Source organism: Microbacterium invictum, assembly GCF_034421375.1.
In the GTDB taxonomy this organism is placed as follows: domain Bacteria; phylum Actinomycetota; class Actinomycetes; order Actinomycetales; family Microbacteriaceae; genus Microbacterium; species Microbacterium invictum_A.
In genome coordinates, this window is sequence record NZ_CP139779.1 from 47,888 (window position 1) to 72,670 (window position 24,783).

A 24,783-nucleotide genomic window follows, 5' to 3' on the forward strand; every position below is an offset into this window, starting at 1 on the left:
GCTACTCCATCACCGCCCGCGCCACGGACGCTGCCGGGAACGTCGGCACCAGCCCAGCCGTGAGGGTCACCGTCCGCAATGCGAATCCGACCCCTGGGCCATCCCCGACCCCGACGGCGACGCCCACCCCGCCACCGCCGACTCCATCACCGTCGCCGACGACGAGTCCGTCGCCGACGCCGAGTCCCACGCCCACGCCGAGTCCCACGCCCACGGCGACCACGACTCCGTCGGCGACGCCCACTGCCACGCCCGCACTGCCGACGGGTTTACCGGCGCCCATCGCTGAGTGGCGCTTCACCGAGTCGGCGGCGCCCTACCGCACCACCGACGGGGATCTCCCGCTCACGCAGGCAGGGCGCACCACGGCGACGTCGACGACGACAGCGTGGGGAGGGGGTCTCGTCCTGGACGGGCGCAGCTACCTGCGGCTTCCCGCAGAATCCGTCGAACGCCTCAACGTCGGAGCATCCACGAATCAGGTGACGGTCGCCGCATGGGTCTACATGACTGATTCGAGTACCGGCGTGATCGCCGGGATCTGGCCCGAGACCGCCACCGATCCGCGTCGCTCCTACGCCCTGTTCTACGATCTCGGCCTGTACGGCGGCGATGAGCGCTCGAACTTCCACGTCTCGAAGCATGGTGGTGCGACGGCGGGGTACCCCTACAACCGCGACTATTCAGCATCCGGACAGGTCTTCCAACGCCGCACCTGGCAACTTCATGTCGGCACCTACGACGGTCAGCAGGCGGTCTCGTATCTGGACGGCACCTCGGTGCCCATTCCTCGATTCACGGACAACAAGCGGCAGACTTACGCGAAGAACCCGTACATCTACCGCGAGGGACTGAACGCAGAGCCCGCCGACTTCACGGTGGGAGCCGTGCAGCTGGCCAGCGGGCCCGGCAACTTCGGTCAGGGCACGATCGCCAAGCTCCGAGTGTGGGATGTCGCACTCACCCCCGAGCAGGTGTCGGCCCTGCACGCCGCGGAGTCACGGCTCCTCACCCGTTCGGGATGAGCCGGAGCGTGTGGGTCGTCGTTGCGGCGACCGCGTCAGGCGTGAATGCCCAGGGGAAGAGCTCGGCCCGCTGCCACGCCGGTGTCTGGTCGACGTAGTTCGGGTGGAACGCGTGCCCGCTCGTGCCGGTCAGGTGCTGCCAGCTCGAACGGTCGAGGTCGCCGAGGTCGACGATCATCCGCATCGACGGCACGGTCACCGTCTCGAAGCCCTGACCGAGCACCCAGCCCGTCGCATTCGCCACCGACGACCCGCCTCCGACGGGGTAGGGGCCGCGGTTGAACAGCATCTCGATCGGCGCGATGCCCGATGTGCCGAAGGTGTCGTTCCTCAGGGTGAGGGCGTGGAGGTCGCCCCACTCCCACATGGCGGGGGTGTCGCCCTGCAGCTCGACGAGCCGCGCGTAGGCGTCGGTGGCGCTCCGCTCGAGCATCTCGGCCTGCGACGTCACGTCGAGTCCCTCGTTCTGCCACCACGGCGACGACGCATCGGCGAGCAGCGTGTCCACGACGAGGAACATGCGGGCCTGGTTGCCCGTGGGCGCGGGCGACTCGCGCTCTCGCACGAAGACGTTCTGGACGAGCTCGTCCCAGAGCACGTTGGCGTAGGCGGCCGCGGCCGACCCGGAGTGGTTCTGGGCGTCCCAGCCGCCGAGCAGGTCGAGGGCGGCATCCGTCCCCTCGTCGCCGGTGCGGATGCCCGCGTAGGCGGCGATGAGACGCGGACCCATCCACATGGCGTTGTCGGCCTGGATGTCGCGCATGTCCGTCGCGGTCAGGGGGCCGGCGGCGATGCGCCGCTCCAGCATCTCCACGATGCGCGCAGCGCGCCATCCGTAGTCCCAGTCGCGCGTGAGCTGGTAGGGGTAGTCCTCACCCACGATGGGGTTGTTCGCGGTGACGATGTAGCCCGCAGAGGGGTTCAGTGACACCGGCAGCTCCTCGAACGGGATGTAACCCTGCCAGGCGTATGCGGAGTCCCACCCCGGTTGCGGCAGCGACCCGTCGCCGGCGCCGCGGATCGGGAGCTTGCCGGGCGTCTGATAGCCGATGTTCCCCGCCGTGTCGGCGTAGACGAGGTTCTGCGCCGGCACGTCGAAGAGTGATGCGGCGATGCGGAACGAATCGAAATCGGCCGCCTGGTTGAGGGCGAAGATGGCGCTCGCCGTCGTGCCCGGCTCGAGCGCCGTCCATCGCAGGCTCACGGCGTACTCCCCGTCGGGGGCGCCGCTCGGCGCGGCAGGCACGCCCTCGGTGCCGACGAACGGCTCGTCGGCGATGCCGGCGTACTCGCCGCTGGCGTCGGAGATCAGCGGGCCGTTCTCGGTCGCGCGCACCGTGATCTCGACATCGTCGCCTCCGGCGACCTCGATGGTCTCCTGCCGCGTCGTGAGGGGCAGCAGCTGCCCGTCGCGCCAGTACGCGTCATCCTGCACCCGCTCCAGGTACAGATCGGTGACGTCGGTGGTGAGGTTGGTGAACCCCCAGGCGATGTCGGCGTTGTGGCCGATGATGACGCCGGGCATGCCGGAGAACCCGAAGCCCGCGACGTCGAACGGGCAGTCCTGCTGCACCCGTTCGCACTTCAGCTGCACCTGGTGCCAGACGCTCGGAAGCGAGGCGCCCAGGTGCGGGTCGTTGGCGAGGAGCGGCATCCCGGTGTCGGTGAGGGCCCCCGACACCACCCACGAGTTGGAGCCGATGCCCTCGCCGATGGGTCCGACGAGGGTGCTGACGGCTTCGACGACGTCGCCGACCTCGGCCCAGTCGACGGCCGCTTCGACGTTCGGTGCGGTCTCGGCCGAAATGCGCGCGCTCGCCGGGAGCGGCGTGCCCGCCTCGTCGATGACCGGCACGATCACGGGGTTCCGGTCGAAGGGGTAGGTCGGGTAGAGGTCCGCGAGCTGCTCGGGGGTGAGGGATGCCGCGGCGACGGCCCGGTCGGTCTCGTCGCCGATGTTGGAGCGGAGGTCCCAGGCCATCGCCTTCAGCCACGCCACCGAATCTTCGGGCGTCCACGGCTCGATCTCGTAGTCGGGGTTCTGGAGGCCGAGGACGGCGTACTCGAACGAGGCGTCGGGGCCCTGGTGATCGGCGAGATACGCGTTCACCCCGTCGGCGTAGGCGTCGTAGTACGCCCGGACGGTCGGGTCGAGCGAGGCGACCTCCTGGGCGGCGACCTCGCGCCATCCGAGGGTCCGGAGGAAGATGTCGGTCTGCAGCTGCGACTCGCCGAACAGCTCGGACAGCCGGCCGCTGGTGACGTGTCGGCGGAAGTCCATCTCCCAGAACCGGTCCTGCGCGTGGACGTAGCCCTGGGCGTAGAAGAGGTCGCGCGAGGTCTCGGCGGTGATGGTCGGGATGCCGAGGGCGTCGCGTTGCACGCTGACCTCGGCGGTGAGGCCGGGGAGGGTCTTCTCGCCGTCGAGCTGCGGGAAGGACCGCTGGATGGAGAACACCACGACGCTCGCCGCGATGAGGGCGAGCACCACGAGACCGACGAAGACGGCGTAGAGAGTGATGGCGATGCGGCGGCCGAGGGAGCGCCTGGCGGGCGGCTCGGGGTCGTCGAACTGTGCGACGTCATCGAGTACGTCTGCGGGCTTCGTCATTGAAGGGGACCTCCGGTCGCGAGACCCAGTGCCGGAGAGGATGAGTCTCGGTGCCGTTCGGGCGGCACCGGAGAATCGTAACCCCTGGTCGGCGGTGCGGCGTGCGGGGTCAGTCGGTGCCGGCGTCGAAGGCGGCCGCCTCCGAGGCGGCGTCGGTCGCTTCGGCCAGCCGGCCGCGCTCGTCGGGCTCGGCCGGCTCGATGATCTCGTCGGCCCCGCCCTGCTCGAGCGTTCCGACCAGCTCTCCGGTGGCGCCGCCGATGAGGCCGAGCCCGGCGAAGAGCTCGAGACGGGCACGCGAGTCGGCGATGTCGAGGTTGCGCATCGTCAACTGGCCGATGCGGTCGGTGGGCCCGAACGCGGCGTCCCCGACCCGCTCCATCGACAGCTTCTCGGGGGCGTACGACAGGCCCGAGGCCACCGTGTCGAGGATCGTGTAGTCCTCGCCGCGGCGAAGGCGCAGGGTGACGGTGCCCGAGATCGACGACCCGACCCACTTCTGGATCGACTCGCGCAGCATCAGCGACTGCGGCTCGAGCCACCGTCCCTCGTACATGAGACGCCCGAGGCGACGGCCCTGCTCGTGGTAGGTCGCGAGGGTGTCTTCGTTGAGGATGCCGTTGACGAGGCGTTCGTACGCGATGAACAGCAGCGCCATCCCCGGCGCCTCGTAGATGCCCCGCGACTTGGCCTCGATGATGCGGTTCTCGATCTGGTCGCTCATGCCGAGGCCGTGGCGCCCGCCGACGGCGTTGGCCGCGCGGACGAGCTCGACGGGGTCGCCGAACTGCTCTCCGTTGATCGCGACCGGTCGGCCCGCGTCGAACGTGATGCTGACGTCTTCGGGGGCGATCTCGACGGAGTCGTCCCAGAAGCGCACGCCCATGATCGGCTGAACGGTCTCGAGCGAGACGTCGAGGTGCTCGAGGGTCTTGGCCTCGTGGGTCGCGCCCCAGATGTTCGCGTCGGTCGAATACGCCTTCTCGGCGCTGTCGCGATAGGGGAAGCCGTGCGCGACGAGCCACTCGCTCATCTCGGTGCGACCGCCGAGCTCGGTGACGAAGTCGGCGTCGAGCCACGGCTTGTAGATGCGCAGCGCCGGGTTCGCGAGCAGACCGTAGCGGTAGAACCGCTCGATGTCATTGCCCTTGTAGGTCGACCCGTCGCCCCAGATGTCGACGCCGTCGTCCTTCATCGCGCGCACCAGCAGCGTGCCGGTCACGGCGCGTCCGAGCGGCGTGGTGTTGAAGTAGGTGCGGCCGCCGGAGCGGATGTGGAACGCCCCGCACGCCAGCGCCACGAAGCCCTCTTCGACGAGGGCGGTCTTGCAGTCGATCAGGCGCGAGATCTCGGCGCCGTACTGCAGCGCGCGGTCGGGGATCGAGGCGATGTCGTCCTCGTCGTACTGACCGAGGTCGCCGGTGTAGGTGCAGGGCACGGCGCCCTTGTCGCGCATCCACGCGACGGCGACGGAGGTGTCCAGGCCCCCCGAGAAGGCGATGCCGACGCGCTCGCCGACGGGCAGGGACTGGAGGACCTTCGACATGCCCTCAAGTCTAGTGAGCGGGCGTTTGCGCCATTTCCCGCGCTAAGGGAAAGTGGGGTGATGACGATGCATGTCGATGTCGACACGTTCGTGAGAGCCGAGACCGATCGGATGTTCGCCGACATCCAGCGGGATGCAGGCGGGGTCAATCTCTTCCGTCACAACCGGGAGCCCGCCGAGGTCGCGCATCAGACCGTCATCCGACTGAACCGCGACACCCTCTACAGCTTCGCGATCGTCGATCTCTCGGACGGGGCCCGGCTGACGATCCCCAACGCCGCCGGCCGCTATCTGTCGGTCATGGTGCTCGATCGGGATCACTACGTCCGGGCCGTGCTGCACGAGCCCGGCGACCACGACGTCGCGGATCTCGCACCGGACGCCGACTACGTGCTCATCGCCGCGCGGACCCTGGTCGACCCGACCGATCCCGCCGACATCGCCGAGGTCGCCACGCTGCAGGACGGGCTGACGGTCGAGGCGGGGGCGGCGACGCCGTTCGAGCCGGGTGAGTGGGATGCGGCCTCGCTGAACGCCACCCGCGACGCACTGCTCGCGCTCGCGCGCGGGCTGCAGCAGTTCGATCGCACCTTCGGCGGCCCCGACGAGGTCGATCCGGTGCGCCACCTCATCGGCGCCGCGGCCGGATGGGGCGGGTTGCCGCTGTCGGAGGCGTCGTACATGGGCGTCGAGCCGAAGGTGCCGTTCGGCACCTATCGGCTCCGGATGGCCGACGTTCCCGTCGACGGGTTCTGGTCGGTCTCGGTCTACAACGCGCAAGGCTACTTCGAGGTCAATCCCGAAGGCCGATACAGCGTCAACAGCGTCACCGGGGTGCGCGACGAGGATGGCGCGATCACGGTGCGCTTCGTCCCGCCCGGCGGCGTGGAGGGCGCCAACGACATCCCCGTGCCCGAGGGCTGGAACTTCCTGGTGCGGCTCTACCGGCCGCGCGAGGAGATCCTCGAGAGGCGCTGGACGGTGCCCGACCTCGTCGCCGAGGAATCACCCGAGGCGCCCTGACCGCGCCTCCGTCCGACCCCGACGACGATCGTGGCGGTGACGATGATGCCCGCGGCGATCGCGACCACCCAGAAGGCCACGCCCCCGTACCCGGGGAAGATGAGGTCGGGGTTGTTTGGGTTCAGGAACGGGTACGGGTACCAGAACGGCTGCTCCGAAACGGGGTTGGTGATGAGCGGACCGCGCACCAGGGTGTACACCACCCACAGGATCGGGAAGATCAGGATGACGCCCACGTCGCGCCATGGCAGAGCGCGGCGTCCCGGGCCGAGGAAGAGATCCAGCAGCAGGAAGAGCGGCGCGACGACGTGGAGGATCTCGTTCGACCAGGGCACCGTCGTCCCCTGCGGGAGGTCGACGTTGCGCAGCAGGGTGTTGTAGACCACGCCCGTGATCACCATGTAGGTCGTCACGCTCGCCAGCGCGACGGCGAGGGCGGCGGGATCGGTCGCCGGCGCGGCATCCGCTGTCCTTCTCCGCCCGACCGACACCCACCCCGCCACGGCCCAGAGCAGCACCACCGCGGCGGCGCAGTTGGAGAGGATCGTGAAGAAGCTGAAGAAGTTCGTCACGACCGTGGGAAGGTGCTGGCCGGCGTCGATGCCGATGCCGATGGTGCGAGCGGCCTGACCGATGACGGCGGCGATGATGGCGATCGCTGCGAGAAGGCGCAGCACCGTCCATATCAGCGCCCAGCGCGAGGTGCGGAGCATGCTGCGACTTTATCGGCGGGGCGAAGGCCGCGAACCCGGGGCGGGCGAGACACGCCCGATAGGATCGGGTGTAACCGTCCGACAACGGGGGAGTGGGCCATGCCAGGCATTGTGATCGTCGGCGTCCAGTGGGGTGACGAGGGCAAGGGCAAGGCCACCGACCTTCTGGGTGACCGCACCGACTGGGTCGTGAAGTTCAACGGCGGCAACAACGCCGGCCACACCGTCGTCATCGGCGACGAGAAGTACGCGCTGCACCTGCTGCCCTCCGGCATCCTGTCGCCGGGGGTCAACGCGGTCATCGGCAACGGCGTCGTGATCGACCTCGAGGTGCTCTTCGCCGAGCTGAAGGCGCTGCAGGCGCGCGGGCTCGACACGTCGCGACTGAAGATCAGCGCGAACGCGCACGTGATCACCCAGTACCACCGCACCCTCGACAAGGTCACCGAGCGCTTCCTCGGCAAGCGCCAGATCGGCACCACCGGCCGCGGGATCGGTCCGGCCTACGCCGACAAGATCAACCGGGTCGGCATCCGCGTGCAGGACCTCTTCGACGAGAACATCCTGCGCCAGAAGGTCGAGGGGGCGCTCGATCAGAAGAACCACCTGCTGCTGAAGGTCTACAACCGCCGCGCGATCGCCGTCGAAGAGGTCGTCGACGACCTGCTGTCGTACGCCGAGCGTCTGCGTCCCATGGTCGCCGACACGTCGCTGCTGCTCGACGAGGCCCTCGACCGGGGCGAGGTCGTCGTCTTCGAGGGCGGCCAGGCGACCATGCTCGACGTCGACCACGGCACGTACCCGTTCGTCACGTCGTCGTCGGCGACCGCCGGTGGCGCCGCGACCGGCTCGGGGGTCGGCCCCCGGCGCCTGGACCGTATCGTCGGCATCGTCAAGGCCTACACGACCCGCGTCGGGTCTGGTCCCTTCCCCACCGAGCTGTTCGACGAGCACGGCGACTTCCTGCGCTCGCGCGGTTTCGAGTTCGGCACGACGACCGGGCGCCCGCGCCGCGTCGGCTGGTACGACGCGCCCATCACGCGGTACGCCACGCGCATCAACGGCATCACCGACCTCGTGCTCACCAAGCTCGACATCCTCACCGGCCTCGACGAGATCCCGGTGTGCGTCGCCTACGACGTCGACGGTGAGCGGTTCGAGGAGGTGCCGGTCAACCAGACCGACTTCCACCACGCGCGGCCGATCTTCGAGATGTTCCCCGGATGGAAGGACGACATCTCGGGCGCCCGCTCGTTCGACGATCTGCCGCTCGCCGCGCAGGACTACGTGCTGGCGCTGGAAGAGATGAGCGGCACCCGCATCTCGGTGATCGGCGTGGGCGCGGCTCGCGACGCGGTCATCGTGCGCCACGACCTGGTCGACTGATGCGCTTCCTCGTCGGCGGGTACTCCGCTGACAGCGGCGGGATCGCCACCGGGATCGGGGTTCTCGTCGCCGGTGAGCCTGGCGCCGCCTCGGCCGGCGGGCCGCTCGCCATGGTCGGGGATGCGGTCGCGGCCAGCTCGCCGTCGTGGGTCACCTGGAGCGAAGGGACGGATGTCGCGTACGCGACCCTCGAGGCGGAGGGAACCGTGCAGGCCTTCCGGCGCATCGGTGAGGCGCGGTTCGCCCCTCTCGGCGACCCCGTCGAGGCGGGGGAGGCGGTGTGTCACGCGGCGGTTTCTCCCGACGGGACGATGCTCGTCGCGGCGTGCTGGGGCGATGGCCGGGTGGTGCGGTACCCGCTCACCGCCGATGGCCGCATCGGCCGCCCATCGTTCGCGCCGGCCGCGACAGATCCGTACGCGGATGCGGTGACGGGTGGGCAGCCGCGGTCGGACCTCGAGGCCGCGGCGGCCGAGGTCGGCATCGACCTCGCCGCTCTCGGACTCGGGGGGCGTGAGGATGACGGGTCGTTCGGGCTGAGCGGGTCGGGCGGGTTCGGCGGTGTGGGCGAGTTCGGCGGTGTCGGCGAGTTCGGCGGTTCAGGCGGCTTCGATGGGCGCGAGCTGCGCGGCACCGCGTCCGACCCCTTCGGTGCTGCGGGCGGGGCGCGCGCTGCTGCGGCGTTCGGCGACGGTGGACCGGCCGCCGGTGATCCGGCTTCCGCGTCGGCGCCGGTCGAAGAGCGGGTCTCGCGGGCGCACCAGACGGTGTTCCTGCCGGGCGGGCTCGTCGCGACATCCGATCTGGGGTTCGATCTCGTCCGCTTCTGGCGACTCGTCGAGGGACGGATGCGGCCGCTGCACGACGTCGCCCTTCCGCTCGGCAGCGGCCCGCGGCACATGGTGTGGCATCCGAGCGGGCACCTCTACGTGGTGACCGAGTACAGCTGCGAGGTCTTCGTGCTCGCGCCCGATGAGACCGGGCGCTGGCGCATGGTGGCGGGCGTGCCGCTCGGCGCCGGGACGCTCGCCGGCGACAGCGCCGCCGAGCTCGCGGCTTCGCGCGACGGCGCGTTCCTGTACGCCGGTGTGCGTGGCAGCAACACGATCGCCGTCGTCGCCGTGCGCGGTGCGGGCGAGACCCTCGCGCCCGCCGCGCTCGTCGAGGCGGGCGTCGACTGGCCGCGCCATCATCGCGTCGTTCGCGACACCCTGCTCGTCGCCGGTGAACGTTCCGACGACGTCGTGTCGATGACCCTCGACATCCGGTCGGGCGTCCCCGGTCGCGCGCGCTTCCGCGCCCCGGCGCCGTCGCCGACCTGCCTGACACCCCTCGCCTGAGGGCGGGATTGGTGGCGCTCGGGGCTCGGGGCTCGGCGGCGATTCCCCGGTATCCGCGCCCCGCGGCGCGTCCCACCCCCGCGATCCGTCGATTTCTGCGGTGCGGATGTCGCGCGAGCGACGTTTTCTGACGGATCGCGGTGCCTCTGAGGCCCTCGGTCGGGTCGTGGACCGCGCGGATCGCTCGAAACCGACCTCCGTTGTCGAGACCGACCGTCGCGCGGTGGGTTTCGACGGGGCGGCTGGGTTTCGGCGGGAAAGCCGGGGAGGGTGTGGGTCGTCGGCAGCGCGACGAACCTCACCCCCGCGATCCGTCGATTTCTGCGGTCCGGATGCCGCGTGAGCGACGATTTCTGACGGATCGCGGTGCCTCTGGGGCCCTCGGTCGGGTCGTGGACCGCGCGGATCGCTCGAAACCGACCTCCGTTGTCGAGACCGACCGTCGCGCGGTGGGTTTCGACGGGGAGGGTGGGTTTCGGCGGGGCGGGCGGGGGCGGCGACGGCGGCGGCGAGGCGGCGAGTCGGCGGGTCGGGGTGCGCGCCACCCGCGCCGGGCGGACCGCCCGCTACAGCTTCGCGTCCTGCCGCGGGATCACGACCTGCTTGATGATGAGCAGGATCGACGCGGTCACCGGGATCGCGACGAGCGCCCCCAGCAGTCCCAGCAGCGTTCCGCCGACGAGGGCGCCGATGACGACGAGCGCCCCGGGCACGGCGATCGCGCGGCTCATCACGCGCGGGGTCAGCACGTAGGCCTCGATCTGGATGTACACCAGGTAGGCGATTGCGAAGATCAGCGCCGTGAGGGGGCTCGTGAACAGGGCCAGGATGCTGGCGAAGATCCAGTACAGGACCGGACCCACCAGCGGGATCAGCGTGATGGAGAATGCCGCGACCGCCATCAGGGCGGGGAAGGGCAGGCCCAGGATCAGGTGGAGGAAGAACGCCACCAACGAGTTGAAGAACGCCAGCACCACCATGCCCATGAGGTATCCGCCGATGGAGTCGGTGATCTCGTCGGTCATCGACCGCACCTTGACGCGGTACCGCGCGGGGCTCAGGCGGGTGAACGCCACTTTCATCGTGTCGAGCGACGCGAGGAAGTACAGGCTCAGCACGAGCACGATGAGCAGGCCCGAGACCGTGGTCGCGATGGTCGCCCCGACCTGCAGCACCCCGCCGCCGATCGCGGCGATGTTTGCGGGGTTGGTGATGAAGGTCTCGAATTCGCTGAGGAGGTTGCCGATCTGGTCGCCGAAGGTGTCTTGCAGCCAGGCGTAGACATCGGACGACTGGAAGGTGTTGATGGTCGCGGGCAGATCGCTGAAGAACTGCGTGATCTGCCGCACCAGGGTCGGCACGACCAGCGACACGACACCGACGAGGATGACCGCGAACCCGGCGAACACGATGAGGATCGCCCAGCCGCGCCCGAGCCCGCGACGCTCGAGGAAGCGCACGATCGGGTCGAGCCCGAGTGCGGCGAAGAGGGCGAAGGCGATGTAGATCAGCACCGTGGACAGGTTGATCACGGCGACGCCGAGTCCGAGGGCGACGAGTCCGCCCAGCGTGAGGAAGAAGCCGATCGCGAAGGGGTTGCTCACGCTGGCGAAGAGGGTGCGGCGCGGCACGTACGTCGTCTCGACGGGGGTGTCGGTCCCGCCGGCGGGCGCGTCGTCCGCGGGCGGCGGAACAGCCGGGGTGGCGTCGGTCATGGTCACACTCTAGGGGCGCGGGGCCTGCGGCCTCAGCGGCGCTCGGGACCGCGCGGTATGGTCGTGGATCGGGGGAAGGACTGCCATGACGACTGAGGATCCCACGGCCACTCTGCGGCGCTTGCGAGCGAGCATCGACAACGTCGACGCGGCGCTGGTCTTCCTTCTGGCCGAACGCTTCCGCTGCACCCAGCAGGTGGGTGCCCTGAAGGCCGTGCACGGGATGCCCGCCTCCGACCCGGGACGCGAGGAGCAGCAGATCGCGCGCCTGAAGCGACTGGCCCAGGAGGCCGACCTCGACCCGGAGTTCGCCGAGAAGTGGTTCAACTTCGTCGTCGCCGAGGTGATCCGCCACCACACCGCCGCGGGGGCCACGGGCGCCACCGACGTCGTGCGCGAGGGGCACTGACATGACCGACCGTCTCGAGATCGGCGCCCTCCTCGAAGCCGTCGACCCGGCGCCCGCGCATGTGCTCGCGCGGAAGCTCAACCGGCACACCTTCTGGTGCGGCCAGAGCGGGTCGGGAAAGACGTACGCCCTCGGCGTGCTGCTCGAGCGCGTCATCCTCCACACCCGCCTGCCCCTGGTCATCCTCGATCCCAACTCGGATTTCGTCGGCCTCGGCACGGTGCGCCAAGGAGCGGATGCCGCGGTGAAGGCGGCCTGGGAGGAGCGCGACATCCGCGTGTTCCGCCCGGGGCGCGACCGGCCCGACGCCCTGCAGGCGCGCTTTCTCGACATGCCCTGGCGCTCGCGCGCTGCGCTGCTCGATCTCGATCCCATCCGCGACGCGGAGGACTACAACGCCCTGGTGCGGCTCGAGGACGAGCTCGAGATCATCCGCCGCGGGAGCCTCATCGCCCACCTGCGATCGGGTGACGACCCGGCGCGCCACCGCCTCGCGACCCGGCTCGAGAACCTCGGCCTGGGCGGATGGGGCCTGTGGGCCTGGCGCGGCCGCAGCGTCACCGACGACATCGCCGAGCAGCCCGACGCCACGGTGCTCGACCTCGGCGGCTTCCCCACGAGAGCAGAGATGCTCGCCGCTGCGCTCGCGGTGCTCGATCATCTGTGGGAGCACCGCGCCGACCGGGTCGGCCGCCTCATCGTCATCGACGAGGCGCACAACCTCGTGCAGCCGAACCCGGTGACGCCGGTCGAGAGCGAGCTCACCGAGCGCATCGTGCAGATCGCCGCCGAGGGGCGGAAGTACGGGCTCTGGCTGCTGCTCTCGACGCAGCGGCCCTCGAAGGTGCACCCCAACGCCCTGTCGCAGTGCGACAACCTCGCCCTGATGCGGATGAGTTCGCCGCGCGATCTGGCCGAGCTCGGCGAGGTGTTCGGGTACGCGCCCGCGGCGCTCGTCGAGCGCTCGCCGCTGTTCTCGCAGGGTCAGGCGCTCTTCGCGGGCGGCTTCGTCGAGACGGCCGGGCTCGTGCAGATGGGCGAGCGCTGGACGGTCGAGGGCGGTAGCGATGTGAGCGTGCCCATTCGATGACCTCGGCCGGCCGGGTTGTCAAGGGGCGGACGGATGTCGGTGATCCGACGTACCGTCGAACACATGTCCGATAACACCTCCGGCGCCGAGACTCTCGGTGCGACCACGTCCGGCGATGGCAGCAATCCGGCAGAGAAGGATCCGGCTGACTGGGTCACCGGTGACGAGCCGATGACCGCCGCGCAGCGCAGCTACCTCGACACCCTGGCCCGCGAGGGGGGCGAGGAGCTCTCGGCCGACCTCACGAAGGCCGAGGCCTCCGAGCACATCGAGCGCCTGCAGGACAAGACGGGCCGCTCGTCGAGCTGACCCGGCGCGCGACGCGCGGGCGATTCCGGGACGATGACATCATCGGAGCGTGAAAGGCTCCGACCGTTTCGAACTGGATCTTCTTCGTCGGCGGGCGTACGGGCCGGCCGCCGACATCGACGACGATCCGGACGCGCTTCGCCGACTGAGGGAGCTCGAGCAGCAGACGAGGAGTTCGTCTGCCGACGGCGTCCGGTCCGGGCCATCCGACGTATTGCGGGCGTCGCCGTCGACACGGGATGCGTCGTGGGAGGCGACTACTCCGGTGGAGACGCCGGCAGTATCGGAGCGCGTACTGCGGGTGGAGGCCCTGCCGGGGGAGGCCCCGTCTGGGGAGGCATTGTCTGGGGTGGCACTGTCGGGGGAGGCCCTGCCGGGGGAGGCCCTGCCGGGGGAGGCCCTGCCGGGGGAGGCCCTGCCGGGGGAGGCCCCGTCGCGGAATCCGTGGTCGGATGGGCGCGTCGTGTCGCGTGATTTCGAGGCGCCGCCCGTCGGACTCGACGCGGTGGCGGCCGGGCCTGTTGCCTCGATCGGGGCACCGCGGCATCCGATCCGCTCTTCCCCCCGCCTGAACGCGCCCGCCCTCATCTGGGTCGGATGGATCGCCTCCCTCGCCGCGGTGGCGGCCGTGACGGCGGTGGTGACCTTCGGGCTGGTCCGTCTGGCGCCGGTCGAGTCATCTCACGGCGCGTCCCAGATCGCGGCCCTCGAGCCCGATCCGACGACGACGATCCCGACCGGGTGGTTCGGAGTGGGAGCCAGTTCCGCGGCGTACGAGTTCTACGGGCTGACCCTGTTCCAAACGACGACCGGGTTCTACGGCGTCGGCGGTGACTGCTTCACTGTCGTCCTGACCGCCGACCTGCCGGCGGATGAGGAGGCTGCTCAGAACGGCTATTCGACGTCCGGCCCCGTGTACTCGGGGTGCCGTGTCGGCGAGTTCCCGGCGACCGTCTCGTTCGCGGTCGACAGCGGGTCCCCTCCCGAGCTGCGGGAGCGATTCCCCGGTGCGGCGCTGCAGTTCGTGAAGGTGGACGACCGGATCGGGGTGTTCCTGGGATCGCTCCCCTCGGACTAGGACTGCGTCCTGACCCCGCGGCCCTCGTTCGATCGCTCCCCCGTCACGTTCCGCCCTCGTTCGATCGCTCCCCCGTCACGTTCCGCCCTCGTCGGAAGAGGAGGGGGGCAGAACGTGACGGGGGAGCAGAGGGCGGAGGCCACGCATCGGACGATCAGGGCGTCGCGCGACGGAGCGTGGCGAAGGCGGCGGCCCCGAGGGCCGCGGCGGCGACGAGTCCCCACGCCGCCATGCCCAGGGGGCCCTGCTCGCCGATCCATTCGAACACCTGGCCCCAGGCGTTCAGTCGGCCGATGACGAAGAGTGCGGCGACCAGCAGAGCACCCAGCCCGATGAGGCTGACGGTGAAGATGGTGGGCCCAAACCGCTTGTAGATGGTCGCGCCCGTGAACCCGAGCGTGAACATCAGCATCGCCACGGTGAAGAAGATGAAGGCTGCGCCCAGCGGGCCGCCCTGCCAGATCTCGGCGGAGTAGAAGAAGTAGCCGTTGAGTCCCCAGCCGCCGGTGAGGGTCTCGATCCACCCGCCGATGACGAAGATCACCGCCAGGCTCGCCGCGCTGAGCGCGGCGATGAGGTAGGTGCCGAAGAAGAACTCGCGCCGCGTGACGCTCATCGCCTGCGAGAACGGGAACGTCAGGGTGAGCGCCTGGACGCCGACCACGGCGAGATACCACAGTGGCGCCTGGGCGCCGCCGCCGTAGAAGTTGCCCGTCACGCCCGATCCCGAGAGGATCCACCAAATGGCGACCGACAGGACGAAGGCGCCGCCGAGGACCAGGAGCGGTACCCAGACGTAGGTCTGACGGTTGATCAGCTGCATCCGGACGACGCGAAGCGTGCGGTTCATCGGAGTGCTCCTTCCTCGAGCGAGGTGAACGAGCCGCCCTGCTCGGCGGCGTGCTGGGTGGTGCGGACGATGAGCTGCTGCAGCGAGACGGGAGCGACGTCCAGTCCGGCGGCAGCCATGCGGGCACGATCGTCGGCCGAGAGTCGACCGAGGACCGTGACCGAGGTGGTGCGCCCGAGGCTCTGCCGGTGGATGATCTCACGGCCGGCGGCGAAGCTCTCGACGGCCGCGGCGTCGCCGACGACGTTCGTCGCGCGATCGCGGATCTCGTCCGTCTCTTCATCCATGACGATGCGGCCGCGATCGATCACCAGCACCCGGCCGAGGAGGTTGGACACCTCGTCGATCAGGTGGCTGGAGAGGATGATCGTGCGGGGGTGCTCGGCGTAGTCGCTGAGCAGCCGGTCGTAGAAGATCTGGCGAGCGACCGCGTCGAGCCCGAGGTACGGCTCGTCGAAGAAGGTGATCTCGGCGCGCGAGGCCAGGCCGATGATGACGCCGACTGCCGAAAGCTGACCGCGCGAGAGCTTCTTGATCGTCCGGCCCTTGAGCGGCAGCTGGAAGTCGTCGACCAGCTGGTCGGCGAGCTCCTGGTCCCAGTGGGGGAAGAACAGCCGGGCCATCCGCAGCGCGTGACGCGGAGTCGCGTCATCCGGGTACTTCTGGCTCTCGCGCACGAAGCACATGCGCTGCAGCACGCGCGCGTTCTCGTAGGGGTGCTCGCCGAACACGCGGACCGTGCCGCTCGTGGCGAAGTTCTGCGCGGTGAGGATCGACATCACCGTTGTCTTGCCGGCGCCGTTGCGGCCGAGGAGGCCGTAGATGGTGTCCTTCTCGATGGAGAAGCTGACGTCGTCGACCGCGACGGTGTCGCGGTAGCGCTTGGTCAGGTGCTCCACCTCGATCACGTGCGTCATCGTGGTGTCCTTTCGGAGGTACGGGGAACTCAGGGTTCGGTGACCGCGGCGCGGTCGTTGATCAGGGCGGTCAGGTCGGCGGGGCCGAGGCCGAGCTTGCGTGCCTCGGCCAGCAGCGGTTCGACGTACCGGTCGGCGAAGGCGGTGCGGCGCTCGTCGAGAAGACGCTCGCGGGCGCCGGGGGCGACGAACATTCCGATTCCGCGGCGCTTGTACAGCACGCCCTTGTCGACGAGCATGGTCACTCCTTTGGCGGCGGTGGCGGGGTTGATGCGGTGGAAGGCGGCGAGCTCGTTCGTCGACGGCGCCTGGCTCTCTTCGTCGAGGCTGCCGTCGATGATCGCGTCCTCCACGCTTTCGGCGATCTGGAGGAAAAGCGCTCTGCCTTCTTCGACCACGGTGTTCCTTACTGGTTCATTAGTTGACTAACTAACCATGCAACACCGGATGCCGCGATGTCAACCCCGCGCGGGGCGAACTGCCACGGGGAGGCTGTCCGCCCGCCGCGTCCCCCGTCGCGTTCGGCCCCGATTCCGCGGGGGTAGGGGCGCATTGCGCCGGGGGAGCGGGAGGGGCTTGTCCCTAGGTTGCTTCCCCCGTCAGGTTCGGCCCCGATCCCGCGGGGGTAGGGGCGGATTGCGCCGGGGGAGCGGGAGGGGCTTGTCCCTAGGTTGCTTCCCCCGTCAGGTTCGGCCCCGATTCCGCCGGGGTAGGGGCGGATTGCGACGGGGGAGCGGCGAGGGGGGACGCGGGAGCGAGGGATGCCGCGGAAGCGGCGTTCAGGCGGGTGTCGGCGGCGCCGCGGGCGGCGCGGCGGGCGGCGGCGCGGTGGAAGGACGCGCGGGAAGCTCGTGCGCCACCTTCTTCTCGAGGACCTCGATCGCGTCATCCGACAGCAGCAGCAGGCCATCGAGCTCTTCGCGCACACGCCGGTACGCGAGCTGTCGCTCGGCGGGGGTCGCCGCCTCGTCGATCGCGACGGTGAGCAGCTGCTGGGCGGTGTCGAGGCGCTTGCGCTCCTCGGCGCTGAAGTTGGCGTCCTTCACCCGCCGCGCATCGCGCTCGGCCAGGTCGAACGCGACCTCGTAGTCGGTCACCGCCTCGCGGTACTCCCTGAGCTGCTCGGGGCTCAGCCGCGCCGATGCGGAGGGCGGCCGCAGCCGATCAGCGACGCGCTTGGCGCGGAGGAAGGCGGCCGTCAACGGCTGTCGTCCATCGCTCATCGCGGGAAAGGCGATGAGCTTGGCGACATCCAGCTCGTAGTCGAGCCAGCGGGCCGTGACGTCGTCGTGGATCGCAAGCAGCCGCGTGAGGGGCGTGTCAGCGGATCCGGATGCCGCGGCGTCGGCGTCCGCACCCGTCTCGCGCCCCGTGTCCTGTGCCGTCGCCCGCCCCGACCGCACCGCCGGCACGGTGCCCGCCCGCAGCTCGGCCTTCGCGTGAAGCATCTCCAGGCGCCTCCGGTGCCGGCGCTCCGACAGTCGGTCGAAGGACTTCACTGCGCCGCCGAGCGCGGCGCCGATCGGGAAGATCAGCCACCAGAACCACCAGATGTTCGACCAGTCCACCCGTCACCCCCACTCGATCGTCATCGGCACACACCGCATGCGGCGATTCACTCCGCTTCGCGCCGCGCTCCGCGCGAGGGCACGGGCCACACCGGCGTCCGGGGCTGCTGGGGCGCGCGGGTCTCGTGCGGCTCGGCGCCGGCCGGGTCCGGCGAGGGCGACGCTGCCCCCTCGGCGCCGCCCGCGGCATCCGATCGCCCGCTGCCGCGTTCGCGGTTGCGCGCGTTCGACTCCGCGACACGGGCGATCGCCTCGGTCCCGCGGGCGATCACAGTCTGGGCGACCGACTGGGCCAGGTCGACCCAGTGCGGGTCGTCCTGTCGCGACGGACCCGAGCCCGCGCCCGCCGCCCGCCACGCCTCGCGCTCGGCCCGCTCGAACAGCTTGCCGAGGTTCTCGACGGCGGCGCGGTACTGGGCGAACTCGGCCGGGGTCATGCGGGTGGTGGCCGTCGGCGGGCGAAGGCGACCGGCTTCGGCGCGCGCGGCGAGGTAGGCCGCCGTCGACGGCTGACGCACATCGCTCATCGCCGGGAAGGCGATGCGTTTGGCCGGGTCGGTCTCGTACTCCAGCCAGCGGGTGTCGATCGCGGTGTGCGCGGCCATCAGGCGGCCGAGCGGCAGAGCGTCGGGGGTCGACTTCGCGCGCGGGATCGTCGCCCGTGCCGCCGACACCTGGATGCGGCGCAGGCGGATCTCGGCGTGCGCTGCGCGCACCTCGCGCTGAGCCTGCTGGAGTCGTTGCCGGGCGAGGGACACCTCGGATGCCGGGACCCGGTCGGCCGCGCGATCGGCCTGCGCCCGGGCGAGCTCCGCCCGCGCGACCCGCACCTCGACGCGCGAGGCGGTGACGACGTCGCGCGCTTCGCGCAGCTCGTGGCGGGCGGCCTGGAGCCCGAGTCGCCTCGAGCCCTTCGCGCGCTGAAAGCGCAACCCGAACCATCCGATGGTTCCGGCGCCGGCTGCCGACGCCCCGATCCACCAGAACTCGGCGATGGCCGTGATCGGGTCCACCCGGCCATGCTAGCCACGGTGGCTGGATGCGGGCCACGAATCCCGAAACCGGCGTCGAATCCTAGCGCGAGTGCGCGGGGCGAGCCCGAGCGACGACCGGCCTCAGCCGAACAGCAGCGACAGGACCGTCGCGCCGCCGCCGACGAGGATGAGCGAGAGGATGACGACCCACGCCACCGCCTTGATCCGGCGCTGGCGCGCGTCGCTGTACAGGGCGAAATCGTCGTCGTCGCTCATCGGCTCTCCGTCCGGGGGTCTCGTCCAGTCTAGAGAGCGCCCCGCGGCATCCGTCCTCAACGACCGCAACCTCGACGACCGCAACCTCGACGAGCGCAGACGCGAGCGCGCGACGATAGCCGACCGATCGGCGGGCGTCAACGCCGCCGTGTCATCCACCCGCGCTCGATAGGTTTCCAGCGACGGGGCCGACCCCGGCTTCGTCGACGAAAGGAGCGCGACATGGCGCGCATCATCGAAACCGTCGATGTCGATGTCCCGGTCTCCACGGCCTACAACCAGTGGACCCAGTTCGAGACCTTCCCCGAATTCCTCAGCTTCGTCCAGTCGATCACCCAGCTGGATGACACCCACAACCACTGGCGCGTGAAGATCGGCGCTGTCGAGCGCGAGTTCGACGCCGAGATCACCGAGCAGCACGCCGACGAGCGTGTCGCGTGGCGCAGCACCGGCGGCGAGGACCACGCCGGTGTGGTGACCTTCCACAAGCTCAGCGACACCGAGACCCGCGTCACGGTGCAGCTGGACTGGGAGCCGCAGGGCTTCGTCGAGCACGTCGGGGATGCCCTCGGCATCGACGACCGTTCGGTCAAGAAGGACCTGAAGAACTTCAAGACGTTCATCGAGTCGCGCGGCGCCGAATCCGGCGCGTGGCGCGGTGACGTGCAGGCCTGACACAGGTCTGCAGGCGGGGGCCGGAAGAGCCGGGAGCGCGACGCTCCCGGCTCTTCGCCGTCTCTCGGCGCCTCAGCGGGCGACCGGCTCGGTGACGGTGGGCCCGAAGGCGTCGGGCAGAGTGGCGCGCGAGATCATCCCGAGCTCGGGCACCGGCACCGAGAAGAGCCCCTGCACCTGCAGCTCGGCGTCGCCCTCGGCGGGGGCGTCGGTCACGCCGATGCGCAGCACGGGGTAGCCGCGGCCTTCGCAGAGCCCGCGGAACTTCACGTCGTCCTCGCGGGGCACCGACACCAGCACGCGACCGGTCGACTCGGAGAAGAGCGCGGATGCCGCATCGACGCCGTCGCGCTCCATGATCTCGCTCAGCCACACCCGCGCGCCGACGCCGAAGCGCAGCACGCAGTCGGCGAGCGCCTGCGCGAGCCCGCCCGTGGAGAGGTCGTGGGCGCTGGAGACGAGCGCCTGCAGCGAGGCCGCGTGCAGCAGTTCGGCCAGGCGCTTCTCCTGCGCGAGGTCGACTGCCGGCGGGCGCCCGCCGAGGTGGGAGTGCACGGTCTCGGCCCACGCCGATCCGCTCAGCTCGGTCGAGGTCACCCCGAGGAGGTAGATGTTCTCGCCGGCGTCCTGCCAGCCTGAAGGGATGCGGCGGGCGACGTCGTCGATGATGCCGAGCACACCCACCACGGGGGTGGGGTGGATCGGCTGGTCGCCGGTCTGGTTGTAGAACGACACGTTGCCGCCCGTGACCGGGACGCCGAGCTCGAGGCATCCGTCGGCCAGTCCTTCGACCGCACGCGAGAACTGCCACATCACCTCGGGGTTCTCGGGGCTGCCGAAGTTCAGGCAGTCGGTGACCGCGGTCGGTTCGGCGCCGGTGACGGCGACGTTGCGGTAGGCCTCGGCGAGGGCGAGCTTGGCGCCCTCGTAGGGGTCGAGCTGGCAGTAGCGGCCGTTGCAGTCGGTCGCGATGGCGAACCCGAGGCCCGATTGCTCGTCGACGCGGATCATGCCGGCGTCGTCGGGGAACGACAGGGCGGTGTTCCCCATCACGTAGTAGTCGTACTGGTTGGTCACCCACGACGGGTCGGCGAGGTTCGGGCTGCCGACGAGCGCGAGGAACTGCTCGCGCAGGCTCGCCGGGTCGTTCTGGCGGGGGAGGGCGGCGGCCGAGTCATCCCGCAGCGCGTCGATCCACGCCGGGTAGGCGACGGGCCGCTCGTAGACCGGGCCGTCGACGGCGACGGTGGACGGATCGACGTTGACGATCTCCTCGCCGTGCCAGAAGATCTGCAGCCGTCCGTCGCCGGTGACCTCGCCGAGGACGCTCGTCTCGACATCCCACTTCCCGGTCACCGCGAGGAAGGCGTCGAGCTTCTCGGGGGCGACGATCGCCATCATCCGCTCCTGGCTCTCGCTCATGAGGATCTCCTCCGGCGTGAGCGTGGGATCGCGCAGCAGCACCTTCTCGAGGTCGACCCGCATGCCCGACCCGCCGTTGGCGGCGAGCTCGCTCGTCGCGCACGAGATGCCGGCGGCGCCGAGGTCTTGGATCGCTTCGACGAGCTCGTCGCGGTAGAGCTCCAGGCAGCACTCGATGAGCACCTTCTCGGCGAAGGGATCGCCGACCTGCACCGCCGGGCGCTTTGTCGGGCCGGTGGCGTCGAACGAGTCGGAGGCGAGGATGGATGCTCCGCCGATGCCGTCGCCCCCGGTGCGGGCGCCGAACAGCACCACCTGGTTGCCGGCGCCCGAGGCGTTGGCGAGCTTCAGGTCCTCATGGCGGAGGACGCCGACGGCGAGGGCGTTGACGAGGGGGTTCCCCTGGTACACGCGGTCGAAGACAGTCTCGCCGCCGATGTTCGGCAGGCCCAGGCAGTTGGCGTAGAACGAGATGCCGCTGACAACGCCGTGAACGACGCGCCCGGTGTCGGGGTCGTCGATGGCGCCGAAGCGGAGCTGGTCCATCACGGCGACGGGCCGCGCACCCATCGAGATGATGTCGCGGACGATGCCGCCGACACCGGTCGCGGCGCCCTGGAAAGGCTCGATGTAGCTCGGGTGGTTGTGCGACTCGACCTTGAAGGTCACCGCCCAGCCCTCGCCGATGTCGACGACGCCGGCGTTCTGCCCCATGCCGACCATGAGGCGCTTCTTCATCTCGTCCGAGACCTTCTGGCCGAACTGGCGCAGGTAGATCTTGCTGGACTTGTAGGAGCAGTGCTCGCTCCACATGACGGAGTACATCGCCAGCTCGCCGCTGGTGGGGCGACGACCGAGGATCTCGCGGATGCGGTCGTATTCGTCGGGCTTCAGACCCAGCGCGGCGTACGGCTGCTCCTTCTCCGGGGTAGCGAGGGCGTTCGAGACGGTATCGGCCAAGGAGGCGGAGGGGGTGGTCACGCGGCTGAACTCCTGAGAATCGCGGGGCGCCGGACGCGATCAGTCTAGTTGTGCCCCCGACATCCCTTGCGAGCCGTCGTGACCCTCGTCACCACACCTGGTTGACGAGCGCACGAAGGTCCGCCGCCAGCTCGGCGGGCTCCTCCATCGCCGCGAAGTGTCCCCCGTGATCGGTGACCTCCGTCCACCGCACGATGTCGACGTCGCGCTCGGCGAGGCGGCGGATTCCGATGTCGTGGGCGAACATGATCGCGCCGACCGGCTGCCAGGGTTTCTCGGGCTGCGAGCCCCAGTCGCCGGATTCCGCAGCGTAGACGGTGTAGGCGGCCGAGCCGGCGCTGCGGGTGAGCCAGTAGAGGGTGACGTGGGCGAGGATGCGGTCGCGCCCGAGGCGACCGTCGGGCTCGGCGTCGAAGGGGAACGTCCAGGCCCGGAACTTATCGAGCATCCATGCCAGCTGTCCCATCGGGCTGTCGGTCATCGCGACGCCGATCAGCTGGGGACGCGTCGACTGGATGGCGATGTACCCGAACTCGGACTGCATGAACTCCGCGACCCGCCGGTACCTGTCGAGTTCGACCCCGCTGCTGCGGTTCTTCTCTTCGTCGTCGGGTTCGCCCATCGGCGCGCCGATCGAGCCGTTCACGTGGATCGCCGCGCAATGGTCGGGGTCGAGCCGCCCCATGGCGGGTGCGACCCCGGCGCCGTAGTCGCCGCCTTGCACGACGTATCGGTCGTAGCCGAGGTGCGCCATGAGCTCGGCGAACGCCCCGGCGACGCGATCGGTCGTCCAGTCGCCGTCCCTGAGCGGCGTCGAGAAGGCGAACCCGGGCACGCTCGGGATGACCACGTGGAACGCCGGGCCTGAACCGGGGTCGGTGAGCAGCGGCACGATGTCGAGGAATTCCAGGTAGGAACCCGGCCACCCGTGGCAGAGGAGGAGGGGCACGGCATCGGCCTGCGAGGAGCGGACGTGCGCGTAGTGGATCGGTTGTCCGTCGATCTCGACGAGGAACTGCGGGATGCCGCGGAGCCGCTCCTCGATCGCGCGCCAGTCGAACTCCTCGGCCCAGGTCTGCGCCATCGACGCGAGGACGGACAGGGGCACGCCGGTGCCCCAGTCGTCTCCGGCCAGGGGAGCCGGCGCACGCCACGCCCTGACACGCGCACGGAGGTCGTCGATCTCGGCGTCGGAGGCTCGGACGATGAAGGTCTCGGGTTCTCGTGTGATCGTCATTGCACCAGTGTCCGGAGGTCGAGGACGTCGGGTGACCTCATTCCCGCGGGTCGTGCGGACCTCTGGCGGGCCGCGAGGGGGTGGCGTAGCGTCACACCATGCTGACCGTCGGATCCGTCGTCATCCGCGTCGACGACCTCGAGAAGCAGATCGCGTTCTGGACCCGCGCCCTCGACTACGAGGTGCGCGAGCCGAGGGATGAGGATTTCGCGCTGCTCCGGCCGCGGCGCGGTTCGGGGCCGAACGTTTCGCTGGACGCGGTGCCGGCGCCGCGGACGCTGCCGCCGAAGATCCATCTGGACCTCTACGCCGAGGATCAGGATGCCGAGGTGGAGCGGCTCTCCGCGCTCGGCGCGCGCGTCGTGCCGTGGGACCGCATGCCCGATGACGCGGACTTCGTGATCATGGAAGATCCCGAGGGCGTACGGTTCTGCGTCATCGACGCCGGAGATCAGCGCTCCAGCACGAACCCCGCGTGATGCAGCTGATCGCCGTGGAACTGTCCGAACGCCCAGAATCCTGAGTCGTCGAGGTAGGTGATCCTCGACCTGTCGATCCAGAACTGCCCGGTCCAGGCGTCTCGCCGGCCGCCGCGGGTCTCGCTGTACCTGCCGTCCGCCGTCAGATACTGAGTCATGTCGCGGCGCGTATCGGTCCACGCCGTGAGGCGCGGATCGGTGGAGCTCAGACCGACGCCCGCCGGGCGGAGTGCATGACCGTCTCGGACGATCACCGCACCGTCGACGACGACGGCGCGAAGTCGCTCGGGGCGGACGACGAGCATGTGTCGGATCTCGTCGGGCCCCACCCCGCCGTCGACGACGGCGAAGGTCGCAGGGTTCCCCGGGGCGAGATCGAACGCATCGGAGGCGGGTGGCTCGGGCGCGGCGAACACCGTCTCGACGAAAAGCGGTACGACCGAGGCGCCTCGCCCGTCGATGACCGCCGGATCAGCTGCCGGGGATGCCTCGGCGACGATCGTCGAGTCGCGGCTGACGAGGTCGCCGAGGGCGGTATCGGTGGCCGTCCCGTGAACGCTGGCACCGGAAACGATGAGGTCGGTCATCCCAGGGATGCTACGGCCCGCTCGTGGCGTTCGCGACGACCGACGTCGGCATCAGGCCGCTCGACGGGAATGATCCTCGCGGCTGTGCGTTAATACGCATCGATCGGTGCATAAATAGCCCCGACGCCGCGACGAAGGAAAGGGCATGATGTCCGAGTTCGACATCCGAGAGTTCTACGACCGTTACGTCGATGCGATCAACGCACATGCGTGGGACACGATCGGTGACTTCATGGCTGACACCGTGCTCTACCACGGGCAGACGGTGACGCGTGGGGCGGGAGTCGGGAATTTCCGCACCATCACCGACGCAATGCCCGACTACAGGGTCGAGGTGAGGGCCACCGTCTACTCCGGTGACACGGTCGGAACCTACTCCGTCACGCGTGGGACGCCGGTCACTGACTGGCTCGGTCTCGCCCCGAACGGGAAGCTGATCGAGATCGAAGAAGTCACCGTCTACAAGATCGAGAACGGCAGATTCACCCAGATGTCGAACGTCTGGGACATCGACGCTCTGCGCGACCAGCTCACCCGCTGACCGAACCCCTCCACACCATGCCCCACGAGGG

General features: G+C 69.9%; 25 protein-coding genes. 11 read left to right on the forward strand and 14 right to left on the reverse strand.

Annotated features, from left to right (window positions below; all coding sequences use genetic code 11):
- Position 1 precedes the first annotated feature (1 nt).
- Positions 2-250 carry a hypothetical protein gene (locus T9R20_RS00250; protein ID WP_322412232.1) on the reverse strand — a complete coding sequence of 83 codons (249 nt, stop codon included), beginning with the start codon at positions 248-250 and terminating at the stop codon, positions 2-4.
- A 175-nt stretch (positions 251-425) separates the two neighbouring features.
- Between T9R20_RS00250 and T9R20_RS00255 the strand changes: the two genes are divergently transcribed.
- Positions 426-1,025, forward strand: coding sequence for a LamG-like jellyroll fold domain-containing protein (locus tag T9R20_RS00255; protein ID WP_322412212.1), 600 nt, complete (start codon positions 426-428; stop codon positions 1,023-1,025).
- Here the strand turns inward: T9R20_RS00255 and T9R20_RS00260 are convergent.
- Both T9R20_RS00260 and argG read right to left on the reverse strand, forming a co-directional pair.
- A complete protein-coding gene (locus T9R20_RS00260; RefSeq protein WP_322410569.1) occupies positions 1,009-3,636 on the reverse strand; it encodes a penicillin acylase family protein in 2,628 nt (875 codons plus the stop codon). The two genes, T9R20_RS00255 and T9R20_RS00260, sit on opposite strands and share 17 nt — an antisense overlap.
- A gap of 109 nt (positions 3,637-3,745) precedes the next feature.
- Complete coding sequence (gene argG / locus T9R20_RS00265) at positions 3,746-5,182, reverse strand: argininosuccinate synthase (protein ID WP_322410570.1); 1,437 nt, start codon at positions 5,180-5,182, stop codon at positions 3,746-3,748.
- Positions 5,183-5,242: 60 nt separating this feature from the next.
- Between argG and T9R20_RS00270 the strand changes: the two genes are divergently transcribed.
- Positions 5,243-6,205, forward strand: coding sequence for a DUF1254 domain-containing protein (locus T9R20_RS00270; protein WP_322410571.1), 963 nt, complete (start codon positions 5,243-5,245; stop codon positions 6,203-6,205).
- Here the strand turns inward: T9R20_RS00270 and T9R20_RS00275 are convergent.
- Positions 6,124-6,918, reverse strand: a complete 795-nt coding sequence (locus T9R20_RS00275; RefSeq protein ID WP_322410572.1) for a Pr6Pr family membrane protein — start codon at positions 6,916-6,918, stop codon at positions 6,124-6,126. The genes T9R20_RS00270 and T9R20_RS00275 overlap by 82 nt on opposite strands.
- 99 nt (positions 6,919-7,017) lie before the next feature.
- On the opposite strand from T9R20_RS00275, the gene T9R20_RS00280 reads away from it, so the two are divergent.
- Together T9R20_RS00280 and T9R20_RS00285 are read left to right on the forward strand one after the other, a co-directional pair.
- Positions 7,018-8,304 carry an adenylosuccinate synthase gene (locus T9R20_RS00280; RefSeq protein ID WP_322410573.1) on the forward strand — a complete coding sequence of 429 codons (1,287 nt, stop codon included), beginning with the start codon at positions 7,018-7,020 and terminating at the stop codon, positions 8,302-8,304.
- A complete protein-coding gene (locus T9R20_RS00285) occupies positions 8,304-9,644 on the forward strand; it encodes a lactonase family protein (protein WP_322410574.1) in 1,341 nt (446 codons plus the stop codon). The genes T9R20_RS00280 and T9R20_RS00285 overlap by 1 nt, the downstream gene beginning before the upstream one ends.
- A 566-nt stretch (positions 9,645-10,210) precedes the next feature.
- On the opposite strand, the gene T9R20_RS00290 is transcribed toward T9R20_RS00285, so the two are convergent.
- Positions 10,211-11,359 carry an AI-2E family transporter gene (locus T9R20_RS00290; protein ID WP_322410575.1) on the reverse strand — a complete coding sequence of 383 codons (1,149 nt, stop codon included), beginning with the start codon at positions 11,357-11,359 and terminating at the stop codon, positions 10,211-10,213.
- Between the two features lie 85 nt (positions 11,360-11,444).
- Here T9R20_RS00290 and T9R20_RS00295 point away from each other — a divergent pair, with 85 nt between their 5' ends.
- The 4 genes from T9R20_RS00295 (at position 11,445) to T9R20_RS00310 (ending at position 14,245) form a co-directional block, all read left to right on the forward strand.
- The gene (locus T9R20_RS00295) at positions 11,445-11,768 is read left to right on the forward strand and encodes a chorismate mutase (RefSeq protein WP_322410576.1); all 324 of its coding nucleotides are present in this window, start codon (positions 11,445-11,447) and stop codon (positions 11,766-11,768) included.
- Between the two features lies 1 nt (position 11,769).
- Positions 11,770-12,858: an ATP-binding protein gene (locus T9R20_RS00300; protein WP_322410577.1), complete on the forward strand. Its 1,089-nt coding sequence runs from the start codon at positions 11,770-11,772 to the stop codon at positions 12,856-12,858.
- 63 nt (positions 12,859-12,921) lie between these two features.
- The gene (locus tag T9R20_RS00305; protein ID WP_322410578.1) at positions 12,922-13,167 is read left to right on the forward strand and encodes a DUF3072 domain-containing protein; all 246 of its coding nucleotides are present in this window, start codon (positions 12,922-12,924) and stop codon (positions 13,165-13,167) included.
- A 49-nt stretch (positions 13,168-13,216) separates the two neighbouring features.
- The gene (locus tag T9R20_RS00310) at positions 13,217-14,245 is read left to right on the forward strand and encodes a hypothetical protein (RefSeq protein ID WP_322410579.1); all 1,029 of its coding nucleotides are present in this window, start codon (positions 13,217-13,219) and stop codon (positions 14,243-14,245) included.
- A 154-nt stretch (positions 14,246-14,399) separates the two neighbouring features.
- On the opposite strand, the gene T9R20_RS00315 is transcribed toward T9R20_RS00310, so the two are convergent.
- The 6 genes from T9R20_RS00315 to T9R20_RS00340 all read right to left on the reverse strand — a co-directional run bounded on the left by T9R20_RS00315 (position 14,400) and on the right by T9R20_RS00340 (position 18,830).
- On the reverse strand, positions 14,400-15,095 hold the full coding sequence (locus T9R20_RS00315) for a hypothetical protein (protein WP_322410580.1): 696 nt from the start codon (positions 15,093-15,095) through the stop codon (positions 14,400-14,402).
- Positions 15,092-16,012 (reverse strand): ABC transporter ATP-binding protein, encoded by a 921-nt coding sequence (locus T9R20_RS00320; RefSeq protein WP_322410581.1) that lies wholly within the window; start codon positions 16,010-16,012, stop codon positions 15,092-15,094. The genes T9R20_RS00315 and T9R20_RS00320 overlap by 4 nt, the downstream gene beginning before the upstream one ends.
- Positions 16,013-16,041: 29 nt before the next feature.
- Positions 16,042-16,410, reverse strand: coding sequence for a GntR family transcriptional regulator (locus T9R20_RS00325; protein WP_322410582.1), 369 nt, complete (start codon positions 16,408-16,410; stop codon positions 16,042-16,044).
- Positions 16,411-16,791: 381 nt separating this feature from the next.
- Positions 16,792-17,580, reverse strand: a complete 789-nt coding sequence (locus T9R20_RS00330; protein ID WP_322410583.1) for a hypothetical protein — start codon at positions 17,578-17,580, stop codon at positions 16,792-16,794.
- A gap of 47 nt (positions 17,581-17,627) precedes the next feature.
- A complete protein-coding gene (locus T9R20_RS00335) occupies positions 17,628-18,593 on the reverse strand; it encodes a hypothetical protein (protein ID WP_322410584.1) in 966 nt (321 codons plus the stop codon).
- A gap of 102 nt (positions 18,594-18,695) precedes the next feature.
- The gene (locus T9R20_RS00340) at positions 18,696-18,830 is read right to left on the reverse strand and encodes a hypothetical protein (protein ID WP_282448959.1); all 135 of its coding nucleotides are present in this window, start codon (positions 18,828-18,830) and stop codon (positions 18,696-18,698) included.
- Positions 18,831-19,052: 222 nt separating this feature from the next.
- On the opposite strand from T9R20_RS00340, the gene T9R20_RS00345 reads away from it, so the two are divergent.
- Positions 19,053-19,505 carry an SRPBCC family protein gene (locus T9R20_RS00345; protein ID WP_322410585.1) on the forward strand — a complete coding sequence of 151 codons (453 nt, stop codon included), beginning with the start codon at positions 19,053-19,055 and terminating at the stop codon, positions 19,503-19,505.
- A 72-nt stretch (positions 19,506-19,577) separates the two neighbouring features.
- On the opposite strand, the gene purL is transcribed toward T9R20_RS00345, so the two are convergent.
- Together purL and T9R20_RS00355 are read right to left on the reverse strand one after the other, a co-directional pair.
- On the reverse strand, positions 19,578-21,908 hold the full coding sequence (gene purL, locus T9R20_RS00350) for a phosphoribosylformylglycinamidine synthase subunit PurL (RefSeq protein ID WP_322410586.1): 2,331 nt from the start codon (positions 21,906-21,908) through the stop codon (positions 19,578-19,580).
- An 88-nt stretch (positions 21,909-21,996) separates the two neighbouring features.
- Positions 21,997-23,145: an epoxide hydrolase gene (locus T9R20_RS00355; protein WP_322410587.1), complete on the reverse strand. Its 1,149-nt coding sequence runs from the start codon at positions 23,143-23,145 to the stop codon at positions 21,997-21,999.
- A gap of 98 nt (positions 23,146-23,243) precedes the next feature.
- Here T9R20_RS00355 and T9R20_RS00360 point away from each other — a divergent pair, with 98 nt between their 5' ends.
- On the forward strand, positions 23,244-23,624 hold the full coding sequence (locus tag T9R20_RS00360) for a VOC family protein (protein ID WP_322410588.1): 381 nt from the start codon (positions 23,244-23,246) through the stop codon (positions 23,622-23,624).
- Here the strand turns inward: T9R20_RS00360 and T9R20_RS00365 are convergent.
- Positions 23,597-24,211 (reverse strand): Atu4866 domain-containing protein, encoded by a 615-nt coding sequence (locus T9R20_RS00365; RefSeq protein WP_322410589.1) that lies wholly within the window; start codon positions 24,209-24,211, stop codon positions 23,597-23,599. The two genes, T9R20_RS00360 and T9R20_RS00365, sit on opposite strands and share 28 nt — an antisense overlap.
- 145 nt (positions 24,212-24,356) lie before the next feature.
- Here T9R20_RS00365 and T9R20_RS00370 point away from each other — a divergent pair, with 145 nt between their 5' ends.
- Entirely contained in the window at positions 24,357-24,752 is a 396-nt protein-coding gene (locus T9R20_RS00370) for an ester cyclase (protein WP_322410590.1), read from the forward strand.
- The last annotated feature ends 31 nt before the right edge of the window (positions 24,753-24,783 follow it).